Source organism: Variovorax sp. V35, from assembly GCF_041154465.1.
GTDB classification, from domain to species: Bacteria; Pseudomonadota; Gammaproteobacteria; order Burkholderiales; family Burkholderiaceae_C; genus Variovorax; species Variovorax boronicumulans.
On the sequence record NZ_AP028666.1, the window covers coordinates 4082563 to 4099786 of the forward strand.

At 67.9% G+C, this 17224-nt stretch carries 16 protein-coding genes; 13 read left to right on the forward strand and 3 right to left on the reverse strand.

Annotation, left to right across the window (positions count from 1 at the left end; genetic code table 11):
* Window positions 1-6 precede the first annotated feature (6 nt).
* Entirely contained in the window at window positions 7-453 is a 447-nt protein-coding gene (locus tag ACAM42_RS18970) for a MerR family DNA-binding protein (protein ID WP_369629019.1), read from the reverse strand.
* Window positions 454-623: 170 nt separating this feature from the next.
* Here ACAM42_RS18970 and ACAM42_RS18975 point away from each other — a divergent pair, with 170 nt between their 5' ends.
* The gene (locus ACAM42_RS18975) at window positions 624-827 is read left to right on the forward strand and encodes a heavy-metal-associated domain-containing protein (protein ID WP_369629020.1); all 204 of its coding nucleotides are present in this window, start codon (window positions 624-626) and stop codon (window positions 825-827) included.
* Between the two features lie 52 nt (window positions 828-879).
* Here ACAM42_RS18975 and ACAM42_RS18980 read toward each other — a convergent pair whose 3' ends face one another.
* The gene (locus ACAM42_RS18980) at window positions 880-1764 is read right to left on the reverse strand and encodes an alpha/beta hydrolase (protein WP_369629021.1); all 885 of its coding nucleotides are present in this window, start codon (window positions 1762-1764) and stop codon (window positions 880-882) included.
* Between the two features lie 363 nt (window positions 1765-2127).
* Here ACAM42_RS18980 and ACAM42_RS18985 point away from each other — a divergent pair, with 363 nt between their 5' ends.
* The 8 genes from ACAM42_RS18985 to ACAM42_RS19020 all read left to right on the forward strand — a co-directional run bounded on the left by ACAM42_RS18985 (window position 2128) and on the right by ACAM42_RS19020 (window position 11521).
* Window positions 2128-3099 (forward strand): MurR/RpiR family transcriptional regulator, encoded by a 972-nt coding sequence (locus tag ACAM42_RS18985; protein ID WP_159271651.1) that lies wholly within the window; start codon window positions 2128-2130, stop codon window positions 3097-3099.
* Window positions 3096-4055 carry an isoaspartyl peptidase/L-asparaginase family protein gene (locus tag ACAM42_RS18990; protein WP_369629022.1) on the forward strand — a complete coding sequence of 320 codons (960 nt, stop codon included), beginning with the start codon at window positions 3096-3098 and terminating at the stop codon, window positions 4053-4055. The genes ACAM42_RS18985 and ACAM42_RS18990 overlap by 4 nt, the downstream gene beginning before the upstream one ends.
* A 29-nt stretch (window positions 4056-4084) precedes the next feature.
* Window positions 4085-5974, forward strand: a complete 1890-nt coding sequence (locus tag ACAM42_RS18995) for a dipeptide ABC transporter ATP-binding protein (protein WP_369629023.1) — start codon at window positions 4085-4087, stop codon at window positions 5972-5974.
* Window positions 5975-6068: 94 nt separating this feature from the next.
* The gene (gene gsiB, locus ACAM42_RS19000; protein WP_159276734.1) at window positions 6069-7622 is read left to right on the forward strand and encodes a glutathione ABC transporter substrate-binding protein GsiB; all 1554 of its coding nucleotides are present in this window, start codon (window positions 6069-6071) and stop codon (window positions 7620-7622) included.
* Window positions 7623-7747: 125 nt separating this feature from the next.
* Complete coding sequence (gene gsiC / locus ACAM42_RS19005) at window positions 7748-8668, forward strand: glutathione ABC transporter permease GsiC (RefSeq protein ID WP_062472516.1); 921 nt, start codon at window positions 7748-7750, stop codon at window positions 8666-8668.
* A gap of 10 nt (window positions 8669-8678) precedes the next feature.
* Window positions 8679-9605: a glutathione ABC transporter permease GsiD gene (gene gsiD / locus ACAM42_RS19010; RefSeq protein ID WP_070060869.1), complete on the forward strand. Its 927-nt coding sequence runs from the start codon at window positions 8679-8681 to the stop codon at window positions 9603-9605.
* A 24-nt stretch (window positions 9606-9629) separates the two neighbouring features.
* Window positions 9630-10691 carry a P1 family peptidase gene (locus ACAM42_RS19015; RefSeq protein ID WP_369629024.1) on the forward strand — a complete coding sequence of 354 codons (1062 nt, stop codon included), beginning with the start codon at window positions 9630-9632 and terminating at the stop codon, window positions 10689-10691.
* A gap of 11 nt (window positions 10692-10702) precedes the next feature.
* Entirely contained in the window at window positions 10703-11521 is an 819-nt protein-coding gene (locus ACAM42_RS19020; RefSeq protein ID WP_369629025.1) for a M55 family metallopeptidase, read from the forward strand.
* A 22-nt stretch (window positions 11522-11543) separates the two neighbouring features.
* On the opposite strand, the gene ACAM42_RS19025 is transcribed toward ACAM42_RS19020, so the two are convergent.
* Complete coding sequence (locus ACAM42_RS19025; RefSeq protein ID WP_369629026.1) at window positions 11544-13529, reverse strand: 7TM-DISM domain-containing protein; 1986 nt, start codon at window positions 13527-13529, stop codon at window positions 11544-11546.
* Between the two features lie 143 nt (window positions 13530-13672).
* Between ACAM42_RS19025 and ACAM42_RS19030 the strand changes: the two genes are divergently transcribed.
* The 4 genes from ACAM42_RS19030 to ACAM42_RS19045 all read left to right on the forward strand — a co-directional run bounded on the left by ACAM42_RS19030 (window position 13673) and on the right by ACAM42_RS19045 (window position 17217).
* Window positions 13673-14365 carry a response regulator transcription factor gene (locus ACAM42_RS19030; protein WP_101491797.1) on the forward strand — a complete coding sequence of 231 codons (693 nt, stop codon included), beginning with the start codon at window positions 13673-13675 and terminating at the stop codon, window positions 14363-14365.
* 107 nt (window positions 14366-14472) lie between these two features.
* Window positions 14473-14793: a hypothetical protein gene (locus ACAM42_RS19035; RefSeq protein ID WP_369629027.1), complete on the forward strand. Its 321-nt coding sequence runs from the start codon at window positions 14473-14475 to the stop codon at window positions 14791-14793.
* Between the two features lie 253 nt (window positions 14794-15046).
* A complete protein-coding gene (locus ACAM42_RS19040; protein WP_307692958.1) occupies window positions 15047-16825 on the forward strand; it encodes a nitrite/sulfite reductase in 1779 nt (592 codons plus the stop codon).
* Window positions 16822-17217 (forward strand): DUF934 domain-containing protein, encoded by a 396-nt coding sequence (locus tag ACAM42_RS19045; protein WP_062472499.1) that lies wholly within the window; start codon window positions 16822-16824, stop codon window positions 17215-17217. The genes ACAM42_RS19040 and ACAM42_RS19045 overlap by 4 nt, the downstream gene beginning before the upstream one ends.
* Window positions 17218-17224 lie beyond the last annotated feature (7 nt).

Genomic DNA, 17224 nt, shown 5'->3' on the forward strand with positions numbered 1-17224 from the left:
TCGGCTTCAGGCTCGCCGTGCTTCGCAGCCGGCGAAGCCCTTGAGCCCGGCCAGCTCATCGAGGATGGGGCACTCGGAGCGCTCGTCACCCTCGCAGCAATGCGCCAGGCGCTCCAGCAGGCGCTTCATGTGCGCAAGCTCTTCGATCCGCTGGGCCAGGTCGTCGGCGCGTTCGAGTGCGACGCGCTTCACGTCGAAGCTAGCGCGGCGTCCGTCTTGCCACAGGGCGTGCAGCTCGACGACTTCCGGCGTGTCGAAACCCAGCGTGTGTGCGCGCCGCACGAAGCGTAGTGTCGACACGGCACGTTCGTCGTAGCGGCCGGCGTGCGCCGTGTCGTCGAGCAGTCCGAGCGATTCGCAGTCGCTCAGCAACTGCGCGGACGCACCGGAGCGCGCAACGACATCGGCAAGGGACAAGCGCGCCGCAGCAGCCGGCGCCGTGGGATGTTCCATGGGGTTCTCCTTCGAGCCAAAGCGCGAAGTCTCAACCTTCACACCATGAGAGAGTCAAACGCGAACAGCGCATGACCTTGGCACGCCAGGGGTCAGGCCTTCGCCGCGCTTGACCTTCACACGATGCCAAGCTTGACACTGCGAGTCACTCTTTTGAAAGGACTCACCCCATGCAAGCGTTTGAAATCCAGTCGATGACCTGCGGCAGTTGCGCCGGCCGCATCACCCGCGCCATCAAGGACCTGGACCCGCAGGCCAGGATCGAGGTGGACTTGAAGAGCAGGACGGTGCGCATCGACACCACGGAGGACAGCCCTTCCGTGGTGGCCGTGCTCACAGAGGCCGGCTACCCGCCCAAATCGCTCTCGGCATGAGAACGCCGCCCGCGAACCCCGGGCGTCGGGTTCGCGGCGCGGCCATGGCCGCCTACTTGTAGATTCGCACCACCGCGTCTTCGAACGCCAGGACATCCGCGCCGACGTGCGTGGCGTTGAACTCCGTACTGAGCAGCTGCAGCCCCACATAGCCCCGCGCCGCCATCCGTTGGTACAGCGCCCTCACGTACTGTTGATTGCAGCCACTTATGCAACTTGCAAGTATCAACGTGACTGGCAGCGGCCTGCCCGCCAACGCGTCGAACATCTTCTTTTCGAGATCGTTGTTCTGGGCCTCCTGCTGCCAGAAAGCGCCCTCGATCGACACAAAGGAAGAAAACACCAGGTTGTCCGGCGCTTCGAGAAAGAGCGCTGTGGCCGCCAGGTTGCCACTGGTCGACAGGCCCGTGAGCATCCGGCTCTTGGGATTGGTCCGGTACTTCGAATCGATGAAGGGAATCAACTCCTTCGCGAGGAAGTCGTGGTACTTGAAGGCCCCGGGAAAGTTGTAGTCCTCCTGACGTCGCCCGGTGTTCCCGATGCCGACGAGGATGGCTTTCGTTCCGCGCTTCACCAGGACATCCATGAGATTCGCGAACCGTGTCTGCGGCAAGCCGTTGGTGGCATCGCCGTCGAGGGCATAGATGACGGGGTAGGCATCGGAGCCCTGGTCGTACCCGGCGGGCAGGTAGACGGAAAGAGGGTAAGGCGCGCCGGTGAACCCCGACTGGATGGATTCGGACACCACGCGGTTGGTGGGCGTCGGTGTCGGCGCTGGTGCCGGCTGCTGGGGCACGGGCCCTGCGGTCGGCGGGAGGATCGGCAGGCCACCGCCGCCCCCACCACCGCCCCCACCGCCACCGCAGGCGGACATGCCCGCGAACATCACACAGCAGCCCATCACCGCGAGCGCGCGGCGAAGCCATTCCAGTCTCATGTTGGTTCCTCGTTCCCCGGCGCAAGACGCGCCGCTCGGGATACTCAGGGCTGGCCCCCGCGCCGTCAATGTCGCTATGCAACCCCATCCTCGCAGTTAATTCGTTCGTTTCCAAAGCCCCCGATCCCCCGCCCGTGGGGATGAAACGACAGCATCAGGGAAATCCCTGAAGACCGCACCCCAACGGCCCGGAACACGCCGCCCCACGAGGGAAACACGCCCTTTCCGCCCCTCACCAAAGCCCCTCGCGGCTGGCCCGCTACTTGCGATATCGCTCGGGAATGACAGAAAATTTTCATAACTGACATATATTTGTAAACCGATTTACATCACTCGCACCCTTCCCGGTGCATCGCCCGCCCCATGAGCACCAACGTCGACACCCCAGGCACCACCGTGGCCCAGCGCATTGCGCAGGCGCTGCCGCGGCTGACGCGTTCGCACCGGCAGGTGGCCGACTTCGTGCTCGGGCATCCGCTGCAGGTTGCGACGCTGCCCATCGACGAGCTTGCCGCCGCGGCCGGCGTGTCGGTGGCCACGGCCAACCGTTTTGCGCGCGCGCTGGACTTCGACGGCTATGCGGCCTTTCGCGCCGAGCTCGTGCGCGGCTTCGAGCCGCTGGTGGCGCCGGTCGAGCGGCTGCGCGGCAACCTGGAGCACCCGACCACGGTGGCCGAGGTGTTCGCCACCGCGCTCGACGAGAGCCGCCGCAACATCGAAGCCACGCGCCAGTCGCTGGACTACGCCGCCTGCGAGGCCGCGGTGCAGCGCATCCTGAAGGCGCGCTCGATCTACATCGGCGGCTTCGGCGCCAGCGCCTGGCTCGCAGGGCTGCTGCAGCACGGGCTCGATGGCTCCTGCAGCGACGTGCGCATGCTCTCCAGCGTGAGCGGCGTCACGCACTCGGCGCGCACGCTGATGCATGCGGGGCCGCAGGACCTGTTCATCGGCCTGACCTTTCCGCGCTACCTCACCGACACGGTGGCACTCGCGCAGATCGCGCGCGGCCAGGGCTGCGCGGTGCTCGCGCTGACCGACCGCCCCAGCTCGCCCATCGCGCCGCTGGCCGACGTGGTGCTGTACGGCCAGACCGAAACCAGCTACCGCCCCAACTGCGAGACCAGCGTGCTCGCGCTGATCGAGGCACTGACCAGCGCGGTCGCCCTGCGCGCGCCCGGCGCGGCGCAGTCGGCCGGCCGCATCCTGCAGGCGGTGCGCCCGTGGCTGCACGGCGGGCTGGGCCAGGGCCATGCGCGCGGCGAAGTCTCCATGCCCCCCCTCCCCGCCGCCGTCGCTTCCGACGCCGGCAAGAAAAAGAAGAAAGCTTCCCGATGAAGAACGTCACACCGGTCATCGCCATCCACGGCGGCGCCGGCACCATCAGCGCCTCGACGACCAACCCCGAGCAGGCGCAGGCCTACCACGACGCGCTGCAGGCCATCGTGCGCGCCGCGCAAGCCGCGCTGCTCAAGGGCATGTCCGCGCTCGACACCACCTGCCTGGCGGTCGAGATGCTCGAAGACTGCCCGCTCTTCAACGCCGGCTACGGCGCGGTGTTCACGCACGAAGAAACGCACGAGCTCGACGCCGCCGTGATGGACGGCGCCACGCTCGCGGCCGGCGCCATCGCCGGCGTGAGCCACGTGCGCCGCCCGGTGCGCGCCGCGCGCGCCGTGCTCGAGGACGGCGCCCACGTGCTGCTGGCCGGCGCGGGCGCCGAGGCCTTCGCGCGCGACCGCGGGCTGGAGATGGTCGAGCCCTTCTTCTTCTCTACCGACGCGCGCCGCCAGCAGCTGTACCGCGTGCGCAACACGGGCCGCGTGGTCACCGACCACGAAGGCGCCGCCATGACCAAGCCGCCGCTGGACGAAGACAAGAAGTTCGGCACCGTCGGCGCCGTGGCGCTCGACATCCACGGCCACCTGGCCGCCGCCACCTCGACCGGCGGCATGACCAACAAGCGCGTGGGCCGCGTCGGCGACACGCCGCTCATCGGCTCCGGCACCTACGCCGACGACCGCACCGCCGCCATCTCGTGCACCGGCAGCGGCGAGATGTTCATCCGCGTCGCGGCCGCCTACGACATCTGCGCGCGCATGGCCTACGGCGGCGCCACGCTCGAAGCGGCCACGCACGCCGTGGTGCACGAGTCGCTGCCCGCCATCGGCGGCACCGGCGGCCTGATCGCCGTCGACCGCCACGGCAACCTGAGCCTGGCCTTCAACACCGAAGGCATGTACCGCGGCCACGCGCGCGGCGATGAAGCCCCGGTCACCGCCATCTTCGCCTGACGCCCGCCCCTTTTTTCCTCGCATCCGCCATGTCCTCCCCTGCCCTGAACCTGCCCGACGGCCGCGTCCTCGCCGTCGACGACCTCACCGTGCGCTTCTCGACCTCCGAGCGCACGGTCGACGCCGTCAAGAAGCTGTCCTTCCACGTCGACCACGGCGAAACGCTCGCGGTGGTGGGTGAATCGGGGTCGGGCAAGTCGGTCACCTCGCTCGCATTGATGCGGCTGGTGGAGCACGGCGGCGGCCGCATCCTCGGCGGCAGCATGGCCTTCCGCCGGCGCAACGGCGAGGTGCTCGACCTGGCGCAGGCGCGCGACAGCACGATGCGCGGCATCCGTGGCGCCGACATCGCGATGATCTTCCAGGAGCCGATGACCTCGCTGAACCCGGTGTTCACCGCCGGCGACCAGATCGCCGAGGCCATCCGCATCCACCAGGGCAAGAGCAATGCGGCGGCGCGCGCCGAGGCGCTGCGCATGCTCGAACTCGTGCGCATTCCCGAAGCGCGCAACGTGCTCGACCGCTTTCCGCACCAGCTGTCGGGTGGCATGCGCCAGCGCGTGATGATCGCGATGGCGCTGTCGTGCAAGCCGCAGCTGCTGATTGCCGACGAGCCCACCACCGCGCTCGACGTGACGATCCAGGCGCAGATCCTCCAGCTCATCCGCGAACTGCAGAAAGAGATGCGCATGGGCGTGCTCTTCATCACGCACGACATGGGCGTGGTGGCCGAAATCGCCGACCGCGTGCTCGTGATGTACCGCGGCGACAAGGTCGAAGCCGGCAGCTCCGACACCGTGTTCGCCTCGCCGCAGCATCCCTACACCCGGGCGCTGCTGTCGGCCGTGCCCAAGCTGGGCGCGATGCAGGGCACCGACCTGCCGGCCAAGTTCGAGCTCCTTCGTACCGAGTCCGGCACCGAAGACAGCACCGAGACCGTGCCCTGCACCGACACCACGCCGCAGACCACCGTGCGCGAAGACGCGGGCCCGATCCTGCGCGTGCGCGACCTGGTGACGCGCTTCGACGTGCGCAGCGGCATCTTCGGCCGCGTGAAGCGCCGCGTGCATGCGGTGGAGAAGATCAGCTTCGACCTGTACCCCGGCGAGACGCTGGCGCTGGTCGGCGAATCGGGCTGCGGCAAGTCGACCACGGGCCGCTCGCTGCTGCGCCTGGTCGAGAGCCAGAGCGGCGCGATCGAGTTCGGCGGCAAGAACATCCGCGAGCTGCCCACGCGCGAGCTGCAGGCGCTGCGCCGCAACATCCAGTTCATCTTCCAGGACCCCTTCGCCTCGCTCGACCCGCGCGTGACGGTGGGCTTCTCGATCATGGAGCCGCTGCTCATCCACGGCATCGCCAAGGGCGCCGAGGCGCAGCAGCGCGTCGACTGGCTGCTGCAGAAGGTCGGCCTGCCGCCCGAGGTGGCGCAGCGCTATCCGCACGAGTTCTCGGGCGGCCAGCGCCAGCGCATCGCGATCGCGCGTGCGCTCGCGCTGAATCCGAAGGTGGTGGTGGCCGACGAATCGGTGTCGGCGCTGGACGTGTCCATCCAGGCGCAGATCGTCAACCTCATGCTCGACCTGCAGCGCGAGCTGGGCGTGGCGTTTCTCTTCATCTCGCACGACATGGCCGTGGTCGAACGCATCAGCCATCGCGTGGCCGTGATGTACCTGGGCCAGATCGTCGAGATCGGCCCGCGCCGCGCTGTGTTCGAGGCGCCGCAACACCCCTACACACGCAAGCTGATGGCCGCCGTGCCGGTGGCCGACCCGTCGCGCCGCCACAAGCCGCGCGCGCTGCTCGAAGGCGAGATTCCCAGCCCGATCCGCGCCGTGGGCGACGAGCCCGATGTGCCGCCGCTGGTGCAGGTTGCGCCCGGCCACTTCGTTGCCCGCCACTCCATCGGCGGGGCCTTCTGAGGCTTGATGCCATCGGCGGCGCCTTCTGATTCCGAACCGTTTTTTCACCCGCAGGCCCCCTGCATTTTTTCCACGAACCGACTGGAGTTCTTCCATGAAGCAATCTTCTTCCTCCCTGCGCTGGGCATCCGCACTGCTGGGCCTGGCCGCGCTCGCCGCCTCGGGCTCGGCACTGGCTGCCAAAGACGTGGTGCTGGCCATCGGCTACCAGCCGGAAACGCTGGACCCGTACAACACCAACACGACCATCACCACGGCCGTGACCAAGACCTTCTATGAAGGCCTGTTCCAGTTCGACAAGGACCTGAAGGTGCAGAACGTGCTCGCCGAGAGCTACGACGTGTCCAAGGACGGCCTGGTCTACACCATCAAGCTGCGCAGCGGCGTCAAGTTCCACGACGGCACCGACTTCAACGCCGAAGCCGTGAAGGTCACGCTCGACCGCGTGCTGAACCAGGACAACAAGCTCCTGCGCTACAACCAGTTCAACCGCGTGGGCAAGGTCGAGGCCGTGAACCCGACCACCGTGCGCATCACGCTGAAGGAGCCCTTCGGCCCCTTCATCAACTCGCTGGCCCACGCTTCGGCCGCCATGATCTCGCCCACCGCGCTGAAGAAGTGGGGCAACAAGGACATCGCCTTCCACCCCGTGGGCACCGGCCCCTTCGAGTTCGTCGAGTGGAAGCAGACCGACGCCGTGAAGGCCAAGAAGTTCGACGGCTACTGGAAGAAGGGCTACCCGAAGGTCGACAACCTGCAATGGAAGCCGGTGCTCGAGAACAACACGCGCGCCGCGATGCTGCAGACCGGCGAAGCCGACTTCGCCTTCCCCATTCCCTACGAGCAGGCCGAGCTGCTGAAGAAGAGCGACAAGCTCGAAGTGGTGGCCTCGCCCTCGATCATCACGCGCTTCCTGGCTTTCAACATGCTGCAGAAGCCGTATGACAACCCGAAGGTGCGCGAAGCCATCGGCTACGCCATCAACAAGGAAGCGCTGTCGAAGGTCGCCTTCGGCGGCTACGCCTTCCCCGCGCAGGGCGTGATGCCCCAGGGCGTGAAGTTCGCCGAGAAGATGGCGCCCATTCCCTACGACGTGAAGAAGGCCAAGCAACTGCTGACCGAGGCCGGCTACCCCAACGGCTTCGAGTCGGTGCTGTGGAGCGCCTACAACAACACGACCAGCCAGAAGACGATCCAGTTCGTGCAGCAGCAGCTCGCACAGGTGGGCATCAAGCTGCAGGTGCAGGCGCTCGAAGTGGGCCAGCGCACCGAGCAGGTCGACGCCTGGCCCGATCCGAAGACGGCCAAGGTCCGCATGTACTACACGGGCTGGTCGTCGTCGACCGGTGAAGCCGACTGGGGCCTGCGTCCGCTGTTCGCTTCCGAGTCGTGGGCGCCCAAGCTCAACAACATGTCGTTCTACAAGAGCGACGTGGTCGACGCCGCGATCGCCAAGGCGCTCGTGACGGTGGACGACAAGGAAAAGGCCGCGCTGTACAAGACCGCGCAGGACGAGATCCGCAAGGACCTGCCGCGCGTGCCGCTGGTCACCGAGCAGAACCTGTCGGCGCACGCCAAGCGCCTGTCGGGTGTGTTCGTGATGCCCGACGCGAACATCAACATCGATGCCATGTCGGTATCCAACTAAGACCTCCCCCAGGCTGCGCGCACTTCGTGTCGCTACGCCAACCCCCTCACCGGGGGCAACACCTGCGGCCCGGCAAAGCCGGTTCCGCGGTGTTCCCCGAATGAGGACTTGACTGCCCGTTCCCCATGCTGAATTACTTCCTCAAACGACTGTTGGGCCTGATCCCGACACTGCTCATCGTGGCAGTGCTGGTGTTCCTGTTCGTCCACATGCTCCCCGGCGACCCGGCGCGCCTTGCCGCCGGCCAGGATGCCGACGAGCAGACCGTGGCCATGGTGCGCGCTGAGCTGGGGCTGGACAAGCCGCTGCCGCAGCAGTTCGTGAGCTTCTTCACCCACATGGTGCAAGGCGACTTCGGCACCTCGATCCGCACGCGGCGGCCGGTGTCGACGGAGATTGCCGAGCGCTTCTTCCCGACGGTGATGCTGACCATCACCAGCATGGTGTGGGCGGTGATCTTCGGCATGGGGATCGGCATCGTGTCGGCGGTGTACCGCAACAAATGGCCCGACCGCATCGGCATGACGCTGGCGGTGTCGGGCATCTCATTCCCCGCATTTGCACTGGGCATGCTGCTCATGCAGATCTTCTCGGTGCAGCTGGGCTGGCTCCCCACGGTGGGCGCCGCGACCTGGCAGCACTACATCCTGCCCTCGATCACGCTGGGCGCGGCCGTCGCGGCCGTGATGGCGCGCTTCACGCGCGCTTCCTTCGTCGAAGTGATCCAGGAAGACTTCGTGCGCACCGCGCGCGCCAAGGGCGTGCACGAAACCAGCGTGGTGTTCAAGCACACGCTGCGCAACGCGCTGATCCCGGTGGTCACGATGATGGGCCTGCAGTTCGGCTTCCTGCTGGGCGGCTCCATCCTTGTGGAGGCGGTGTTCAACTGGCCCGGCCTGGGCCGCCTGCTGGTCGATGCCGTGCAGATGCGCGACTACCCCGTGATCCAGACGCTGGTGCTGCTGTTCTCGCTCGAATTCATCCTGATCAACCTCGTGGTCGATGTGCTGTACGGCTACATCAACCCGACCATCCGCTACAAGTGAGAACGCAGCCATGACGCAAGCTACCGGCGTGTCTGCCGAATCCATCGTTCCCCTGTCCCCCGTTGCCGTTGCGCTGACCGCCGGCAAGGTCCGCACGCCCTGGGGCGAATGCTGGCGCCGTTTCAAGAAGCAGCCCGTGGGCATCGTGGCGGCCATCTTCGTGCTGCTGTTGGTGGTGATCGCGGTGTTCGCACCGTGGATCGTGCCCTTCGATCCCGAGAACTTCTTCGACTACGACATGCTGAACAGCGGGCCCTCGGCCACGCACTGGTTCGGCGTCGATCCGCTGGGCCGCGACATCTTCAGCCGCATCCTGGCGGGCACGCGCATCTCGCTGGCGGCCGGCTTTTTGTCGGTGCTGGTGGGCGGCATCATCGGCACGGCCTTCGGCCTGCTGGCCGGCTACTACGAAGGCTGGTGGGACCGCATCGTGATGCGCATCTCGGACGTGCTGTTCGCCTTCCCCGGCATCCTGCTGGCGCTGGGCGTGGTGGCCATCCTGGGCAGCAGCATGACCAACGTGGTGGTGGCGGTGTCGGTGTTCAGCGTGCCGGCCTTTGCGCGCCTGGTGCGTGGCAACACGCTGGTGCTCAAGCAGCAGACCTACATCGAGGCCGAGCGCAGCATCGGCGCGTCCGACTGGACCATCATCGTGCGGCACATTCTGCCGGGCACGATCTCGTCGATCGTCGTGTACTTCTCGATGCGCGTGGGCACCTCGATCATCACGGCAGCCAGCCTCTCGTTCCTGGGCATGGGCGCGCAGCCGCCGACGCCCGAATGGGGCGCAATGCTCAACGAAGCCCGCGCCGACATGGTGACCTCGCCGCACGTGGCGCTGTTCCCCAGCCTGGCCATCTTCTTCACCGTGCTGGCCTTCAACCTGCTGGGCGATGCGCTGCGCGACGCGCTCGATCCGAAGATCGACCGCCAGTAAGCCCGTTCTTCTTTTTCTCTCTTCATGGCTTCGACGACCTCCCTGCCCTTCATCGGCACCCTGCCTGCGGGCACGCGCGACGCCATCACCGACGTCGCGGGCGTCACGGTCGGCCACCGCACGCTGGCCGACGGCCCGGTGCAGACCGGCGTGACCGTGATCCGCCCGCACGCGAGCGACCCGTTCCGCGACAAGGTGCCGGCCGCGGCCGTGGTGCTCAACGGCTTCGGCAAGAGCGTGGGGCTGGTGCAGCTGGCCGAACTCGGCGTGCTGGAAACGCCGATCGCGCTGACCAACACCTTCTCGGTCGGCACCGTGGCCACGGCGCAGATCCGCCATTGCGCGGCAGCCAACCCCGAGACCGGCCGCGCGCTGCCCACGGTGAACCCGCTGGTCTTCGAGTGCAACGACGGTTTTCTCAACGACATCCAGCGGCTGGCCGTGACCGAGGCCGACTACCTGCTGGCGCTCGACGCCGCCGGGGTCGATTTCGAACAGGGCTCGGTCGGCGCGGGGCGCGGCATGTCCAGCTTCCAGCTCAAGGGCGGCATCGGCAGCGCGTCGCGCCGCGTGGCGATGGCCGACGGGACGACCCACACGGTGGGCACGCTGGTGCTCGCGAACTACGGGCGCCAGCCGCAGCTGGTGCTGGCCGGGCACGCGGTAGGCGAACGGCTCGCGGCGCTGCAGGCAGCGAAGGAAGCGTCGGAGCCCGAGAAGGGCTCGATCATCATCGTCGTCGCCACCGACGCGCCGCTCGACGCACGCCAGCTGCGCCGCCTGGCACTGCGCGCGGGCGCGGGGCTGGCCCGCACCGGCTCGGTCTACGGCCACGGCAGCGGCGACCTCGTGCTGGCCTTTTCGACCGCCTACACGATCCCCGACCGCTCGGACCGGCCCATGCCGGCCGTGGCGATGCTGCACGACACCCTGCTCGACGGGCTGTTCCAGGCCGCGGCCGACAGCACCGAGCAGGCCATACTTCATGCGCTGTGGCGCGCCACGCCGGTCACGGGCCGCGACGGCAACCACCGCGCGGCGCTCGGCGAACTGCTGCCGGCGTCTTCCCTTTCACCTCTCGCCTGAAACACACGTTCATGAAAGTCCTGATCTCCACCGACATCGAAGGCGTTGCAGGCGTCTACCACCACGAGCAGGCGCGCCAGGGCAACCCCGAGTACGAACGCGCCCGCGTGCTGATGGCGCAGGAGGCCAACGCCGCGATTGCCGGCGCCTTCGACGCCGGTGCCACCGAGGTGCTGGTGAACGACTCGCACGGCGGCTTTCGCAACATGCCACCCGACGTGCTCGATGCACGCGCCCGCGTCGTGCAGGGCAAGCCGCGCTACCTGAGCATGGTGGCCGGCGTGGAAGAAGGCGTGGACGCGCTGTGCATGGTGGGCTACCACTCGCGCGCGCAGGGGCGCGGCATCCTCGCACACACGATCAACGGCTTTGCCTTCGCGGGCATCCGGCTGGGCGACCAGGAACTCGGCGAAGCCGGAATCTACGGCGCGCTGGCCGGCGAGTACGGCGTGCCGGTGGTGATGGCCAGCGGCGACGACGTGTTCATCTCCGAGAACCGGGCGCTCTTTCCGCATGCGAGCTTCGTGCAGACCAAGAAGGCGACCGGCTTCAACAGCGGCGTGTCGCTCTCGCCGGAGCAATCGCGCCAGGCGATCCGTGCCGGCGTGATCGAAGGGCTGGCCGCGCGTGCCCATGCACGTCCGCTGGTCTTCCAGGGCCCGCAGGTGGTCACGCTGCGCACCCAGTCGCCGATGATGGCCGACCTGTTCTGCCAGTGGCCGAGCTTCGAGCGCGTCGATGGCGTGACGCTGCGCTTCAGCGCTGAAACAGTGGAGTCGGCGGTGCGCATGCTGAACTGCTGTTCGGCGATGTCGTCGATGTTGCGCTGAGGCCGCGCGCCTTCAAGGCACTTCAAGGCAGCGCGAGGCTGAAGCGCACGTGGCCGTCCTGCCCGGCGCTGTCGAGCCGGGCCTGGCCCTGGTGCAGCTCGGCGATCTGGTGCACGAGGTACAGGCCCAGCCCGGCGCCCGGTGAGCGCGCCGCCTGGCGGCCGCGGAAGTACTTCTCGAACAGCCTCGGCACCTCGTCGTGCGGGATCGTGTCGCCGGGGTTGCTCACGCGGATGTTCAGGCCGCCCTCCCCATCCGGTCCCGCCGGCACCACGTCGAGCACGATCGCGCGGCCGGCCGGCGTGTGACGGTCGGCGTTGGCCAGCAGGTTGCGCAGCGCCACGCGCAGCAGGCCGGGGTCGCACACCAGCTGCGACGGCAGGTGGCTGCCCTGCCACACGACGCGGCCGTCGGGCCAGTCGGCCACCAGGTCCTCGAACAGCTCCAGCAGTTCATCGCGCTCGCAAGGGCGCGGCTGGAACGGCGTCTGGCCGGCTTCCATGCGATCGGAGGTCAGGTACTCGTCGACCAGCGCGGTCATGCGCTGCGCGGCGGCGCGCAGGTTGAGGCAGCGCGCCAGGGTCTTCTCGCGCGCGGCATCGAGGTTCTTCGCGATCTGCTGCGCGGTGGTATGGATGATCGCCAGCGGCGTGCGGAACTCGTGCGACACCATGGCGACGAAATCCACCTGCGACTGCTTGGCGCGGCGCTCGGTTTCCAGCGCGGCGCGCAGGTCGACCTCGAGGCGCTGGCGCTGCTCGATCTCGCCGCGCAGGTCGGCCGTGCGCTTGCGCACCTCGTCTTCCAGCCGGTCGTTCTGGCGGCCGACCACGTGCACCAGGCGCGCTTGCGCGGCTTCCTTCTCGCGGCGCAGCTGGTCGTAGCGGCGGTTCAACCGCATGCTCATGAGCAGCAGGTGCAGCAGCGTGCCCACGGCGGTCGCGTTGTCGGTCCAGGCGCCGGCCGGCAGCCAGCCCTGGTTGCGCAGGAAGCTCACCATCACGCCCACGTAGTAGATGCCGAAGATGACGAGAAAGGCCCGCGCCTGGCCCTGGTCGCGCGGCAGCAACCACAGCGCGGCGGCGATCAGGTAGACGATGCACAGCATCGCCGTCCCCTGCACCGCCTGCATGGCCAGGCCGTTGGCGCCGGCCAGCACCAGCGCCACCGCGATGGCGCTCACGAGGCCCACCACGCGCACCGCCACGCGGGTGAAGCGCGGCCACTGCAGGTCGGTGCCCAGCTGCATGCCGGCGAAGCGGATGCCGATGGCCACGCCAGCGCAGATCGACAGGCTCAGCAGCAGGTCGGACAGCCGCGCGGGCATGGCCAGCAGCTGCTGCGGCAGCCCGGCCGTCAGGAACTCGACCAGCAGCGCGTTCGCCACGTAGACCAGGTACCAGGCGCTCAAGCGCTCGCGCGTCATCTGCCAGAACAGCGTGTGAAAGGCGAGCAGCATCAGGCCGAATCCGAAGCCCAGACCGTAGAAGAGGTACTCGCGCCGCGCGGTACCCGCGTAGACCTCGGGCGCGGCAAAGCCGATGGTGGTCGACATGGCGTTACGCGACTGCAGGCGCAGCAGCAGCGGCGTGGGCTCGGTGCTCTCCAGCGTGAGCGGCAACTGCACGTTGCGTGCGTCCACCGGCCAGTGCTCGCGGCCGATGTCTTCGCCGGACTGCACGGCCAGTTGCCAGCGGCCGGTGTCGTCCCGGCGGTACAGCCGCACGTCGTCGAGCAGCGCGTTCCTGAACTGCGCCAGCCACCGCTGCTGCGGCGCGTCGGCCGGGCGCTGCACCTCGAGCTTGATCCACACGGCGTCGCGCGTGAAGCCCGCATTCACGGCCCCGGGCAAGGCCTTCCAGCCCGGGGCGGCGGCGGCTTCGTCAGCGCTGAGGCGCCCTTCGGGGTCTCGCAGCATCGACAACTGGCCGTGGCTGTCGACGCTCGCCAACGGGTTCAGCCGGAGCACGCCGGCGGCGGCCGCGGTGGAAAAGAGAAGGCCCAGCACGGCAAGACAACCGCACCGCCACAGGCACCGAGCAAGGCGTTTCATGGGCGCGGATTATCGAGGCCACACCTAAAATCTGCGCGCCCTTCGCCCCGCTTAGAAACGCTCAGATTCCCTCGGCCACCAGCCCCTACCCTGTTCCCATGCGTGATGTGATCCTGCTGGAAGATGAAGCCGTGCTGCGCGAAGAGTTGAGCGAGTTCCTGGCCGGCAGCGGCTACCGGGTCGATGCCGAGGCGTCGCTCGAAGGCTTCCACCGCACCTACGACCCGGCCCGCCACGGCATCGCGCTGGTCGACCTCGGGCTGCCCGACGGCGACGGCCTGTCGCTGATCCGCGAGCTGCGCGAACGCGGCGAGCGCCTGGGCATCGTCGTGCTGACGGCGCGCGGCGGCGCCCGCGACCGCGTGACGGGGCTGGACATCGGCGCCGACTACTACCTGTCGAAGACCACCGACCTCGATGAACTGGCGGCCACGCTGGCGGCCTTGTCGCGGCGTCTGGGCGATTCGCCCGCCGCGGTGCCGGCCGACGCCTGGGTGCTGGAGCTGGGGCCGCGCCGACTGTCGCCGCCGGGTTTTGCGCCCATTGCGCTGTCGGAGCAGGACCTCACGGTGCTGCACGAACTGATGCGCAGCGGCGGCGAAATCGCCAGCCGCCAGCAGATCGTGCAGGCGCTGGGCGAGCACTACCTGAGCTACGACCAGCGCCGTCTCGACACGCAGATTCGCCGCCTGCGGCGCAAGGTCAGCGAGGCCACGGGGCTGGTGCTGCCGATCAATACGGCGCGCAACGCCGGCTACCGCTTCCACGCCAAGACGCTCATCCGGCGCTAGCCCGGCGCTGTCCGGGCGCCGCTGCGGCGCTCAGAAACGCTCAGTTTCATTTCGATACCCACCGCTAATCTGCGGCACAGGCAGCGACTTGAGGCACGGATGAAGGCATGAGCGATCTCGCCAGGACAACTTCTTATGTGGTCCCCTACGTGGTCCACGTCAAAGGCCAGAACTTCACTTTGAAGGATGTCATGGTGGCCGCGGACATCTACCGGCTGCGGATCGAGGAGCAGATCGGCGATCCGCTGCGGGTGGTGAAGTGCTTCCAGGCCTGGTCGAAGGAGCGCCACCACGGCATCGAGAACCTGAACCGGACCGAAGCCCGGCTGGCCCGGGAATGGCTCAATGCGCAGCACCAGGCCGACAAGGCCGCCCGGCAGCTGCTGAGCTCGCCGCAGACCCTCGGCTTCGACTTCAAGCTGCGGTAGGCGCCCTGCGCGGGTGCCTCCGGGTTCCTAGAATCCAGCGTCCGGCGACCCCGCGCCGGCCTTCGCGCCTTATCCGGAATAAGCAACCAACCGCCTCGTAACCCGCATGGATGCTGGTGAATAAGCTTATCCGCATAAGACGCGAACCAAAAAATAGTTTGCTTCCATAAGGCGGGCTTTCAGAATCACGGCTTCTTGCTGGGGCGCCCCGTTGTACGTGCGGCACCGCACTTCTTCAAGACACACACGCACGATGTACCAATACACAGAATTCGACCGCCAGTTCGTTCACCAACGCGCTGCCCAGTTCCGAGACCAGCTCGAACGCTGGCAAAAGGGCCGCCTGCACGAGGACGAGTTCCGCCCCCTGCGCCTGCAAAACGGCTGGTACGTGCAGCGCTACGCGCCGATGCTGCGCGTGGCCGTGCCGTACGGCGAGCTGTCGAGCAAGCAGCTGCGCGTGCTGGCCCGCATCGCCCGCGAATACGACGAGCCCGAGGCCGAGGTCTACCGCAAGGCCATCGAGACCCAGGGCCTGCTCGGCAGCCACAAGCTGCCCACCCACTACGCCCACTTCACGACGCGCCAGAACGTCCAGTACAACTGGATTCCGCTGGCCAAGTCGGCCGACGTGATGGACCTGCTGGCTTCGGTCGACATGCACGGCATCCAGACCAGCGGCAACTGCATCCGCAACATCACCAGCGATGAGCGTGCCGGCATCGCCGTCGACGAGATCGCCGACCCGCGCCCGTTCGCGGAAATCATGCGCCAGTGGAGCACGCTGCACCCCGAGTTCGCCTTCCTGCCGCGCAAGTTCAAGATCGCCATCACCGGCGCCACCGAAGACCGCGCCGCCACCGGCTGGCACGACGTGGGCCTGCACGTGGTGAAGAACGAAGCGGGCGACATCGGTTTCCGCGTGCAGGTGGGCGGCGGCATGGGCCGCACGCCCATCATCGGCACCGTGCTGCGCGAGTTCCTGCCCTGGCAGCAGATCATGAATTACCTCGAAGCGGTGATTCGGGTCTACAACCGTTATGGCCGCCGCGACAACATCTACAAGGCGCGCATCAAGATCCTGGTGAAGGCCGAGGGCCAGCGCTACATCGACGACGTCGAGGCCGAGTACAAGCAGATCCTCGAGCACGACGGCGCACCGCACACCATCACGCAGGAAGAGTACGACCGCGTGGCCGCCTCCTTCGTGCCGCCGACGCTGGCCACCCGCGTGCTGCAAAGCGCCGAGAAGACCGACGCCGAGCTGCGCGCCCACGCCGCCGACGACGTCATGTTCGCCCGCTGGCTGGCCCGCAACGTCGACGCCCATAAGAACCCCGCGCTGCGCGCCGTGACGCTGTCGTTCAAGCGCCTGAAGCAGGCGCCCGGCGACGCCTCGGGCGACCAGCTCGACACCATCGCCGAGCTGGCCGACCGCTTCTCGGCCGGTGAAGCCCGCGTGACGCACGACCAGAACGTGGTGCTGCCCTGGGTGCACGCCGAAGACCTGCACGCGCTGTGGCTCGCCGCCCGCGCCGCCGGTTTCGCCAGCGCCAACGTGCAGCTGCTGACCGACATGATCGCCTGCCCCGGCGGCGACTTCTGCGCGCTGGCCAACGCCCGCTCCATTCCCATCGCCGAAGCCATCACCGAGCGCTACCAGGACCTCGACGAGCTCGACGACCTGGGCGAGATCGACCTGCACATCAGCGGCTGCATCAACTCGTGCGGCCACCACCACAGCGGCCACATCGGCATCCTGGGCGTCGACAAGGACGGCAAGGAGTGGTACCAGGTCACCCTCGGCGGCTCCGACGGCTCCGCGCTCAGCGGCGCGCCGCAGGCCGGCAAGGTGGTCGGCCCCTCGTTCTCGGCGGCCGAAGTGCCGGGCGTGATCGAGGCCGTGCTCACCACGTACCGCGACACCCGCGCCAACGGCGAGACCTTCATCGACACCCTGCGCCGCGTGGGCCACGACCCGTTCAAGGCCGCGGCCAACGGTGCGCGATTCAAGGTGGAGGAAGCAGCATGAAGAAGACTCTGAACATCCTTTCTGCCGAAGAACACATCGACGACGGCGACCCGAAGGTCCTGCAACTGGCCAACGATGCCGACCCGCTCGCCATCGAGGTGTGCCTGGCCGACATCGAACGCATCGACCTGAACTTTCCGAAGTTCACCGACGGCCGCGCCTACAGCCAGGCCTTCCTGCTGCGCCGCCGCCTCGGCTTCACGGGCGACATCCGCGCCACGGGCGACGTGCTGATCGACCAGCTGGTGCAGATGGAACGCACCGGTTTCTCCAGCGCCGTGCTCAAGGAAGGCGTGGACGCCTCCGACGCACAGCGCCAGTTCGACCGCTTCGCCACGTTCTACCAGGGCGATGCGGTGAAGACCGCGCCGCACTTCGTCGCCGGCGCCTGAGCAGACA

What these genes read in the sequence shown, in the direction of transcription:
- ACAM42_RS19040 (WP_307692958.1), top strand. Translation starts at nt 15,047, where the DNA reads ATGTACCAATACACAGAATTCGACCGCCAGTTCGTTCACCAACGCGCT.
- ACAM42_RS18970 (WP_369629019.1), bottom strand. Translation starts at nt 453, where the DNA reads ATGGAACATCCCACGGCGCCGGCTGCTGCGGCGCGCTTGTCCCTTGCC.
- gsiD (WP_070060869.1), top strand. Translation starts at nt 8,679, where the DNA reads ATGACGCAAGCTACCGGCGTGTCTGCCGAATCCATCGTTCCCCTGTCC.
- gsiC (WP_062472516.1), top strand. Translation starts at nt 7,748, where the DNA reads ATGCTGAATTACTTCCTCAAACGACTGTTGGGCCTGATCCCGACACTG.
- ACAM42_RS18980 (WP_369629021.1), bottom strand. Translation starts at nt 1,764, where the DNA reads ATGAGACTGGAATGGCTTCGCCGCGCGCTCGCGGTGATGGGCTGCTGT.
- ACAM42_RS18975 (WP_369629020.1), top strand. Translation starts at nt 624, where the DNA reads ATGCAAGCGTTTGAAATCCAGTCGATGACCTGCGGCAGTTGCGCCGGC.
- gsiB (WP_159276734.1), top strand. Translation starts at nt 6,069, where the DNA reads ATGAAGCAATCTTCTTCCTCCCTGCGCTGGGCATCCGCACTGCTGGGC.
- ACAM42_RS19045 (WP_062472499.1), top strand. Translation starts at nt 16,822, where the DNA reads ATGAAGAAGACTCTGAACATCCTTTCTGCCGAAGAACACATCGACGAC.
- ACAM42_RS19035 (WP_369629027.1), top strand. Translation starts at nt 14,473, where the DNA reads ATGAGCGATCTCGCCAGGACAACTTCTTATGTGGTCCCCTACGTGGTC.
- ACAM42_RS18995 (WP_369629023.1), top strand. Translation starts at nt 4,085, where the DNA reads ATGTCCTCCCCTGCCCTGAACCTGCCCGACGGCCGCGTCCTCGCCGTC.
- ACAM42_RS19015 (WP_369629024.1), top strand. Translation starts at nt 9,630, where the DNA reads ATGGCTTCGACGACCTCCCTGCCCTTCATCGGCACCCTGCCTGCGGGC.
- ACAM42_RS19030 (WP_101491797.1), top strand. Translation starts at nt 13,673, where the DNA reads ATGCGTGATGTGATCCTGCTGGAAGATGAAGCCGTGCTGCGCGAAGAG.
- ACAM42_RS19020 (WP_369629025.1), top strand. Translation starts at nt 10,703, where the DNA reads ATGAAAGTCCTGATCTCCACCGACATCGAAGGCGTTGCAGGCGTCTAC.
- ACAM42_RS18985 (WP_159271651.1), top strand. Translation starts at nt 2,128, where the DNA reads ATGAGCACCAACGTCGACACCCCAGGCACCACCGTGGCCCAGCGCATT.
- ACAM42_RS18990 (WP_369629022.1), top strand. Translation starts at nt 3,096, where the DNA reads ATGAAGAACGTCACACCGGTCATCGCCATCCACGGCGGCGCCGGCACC.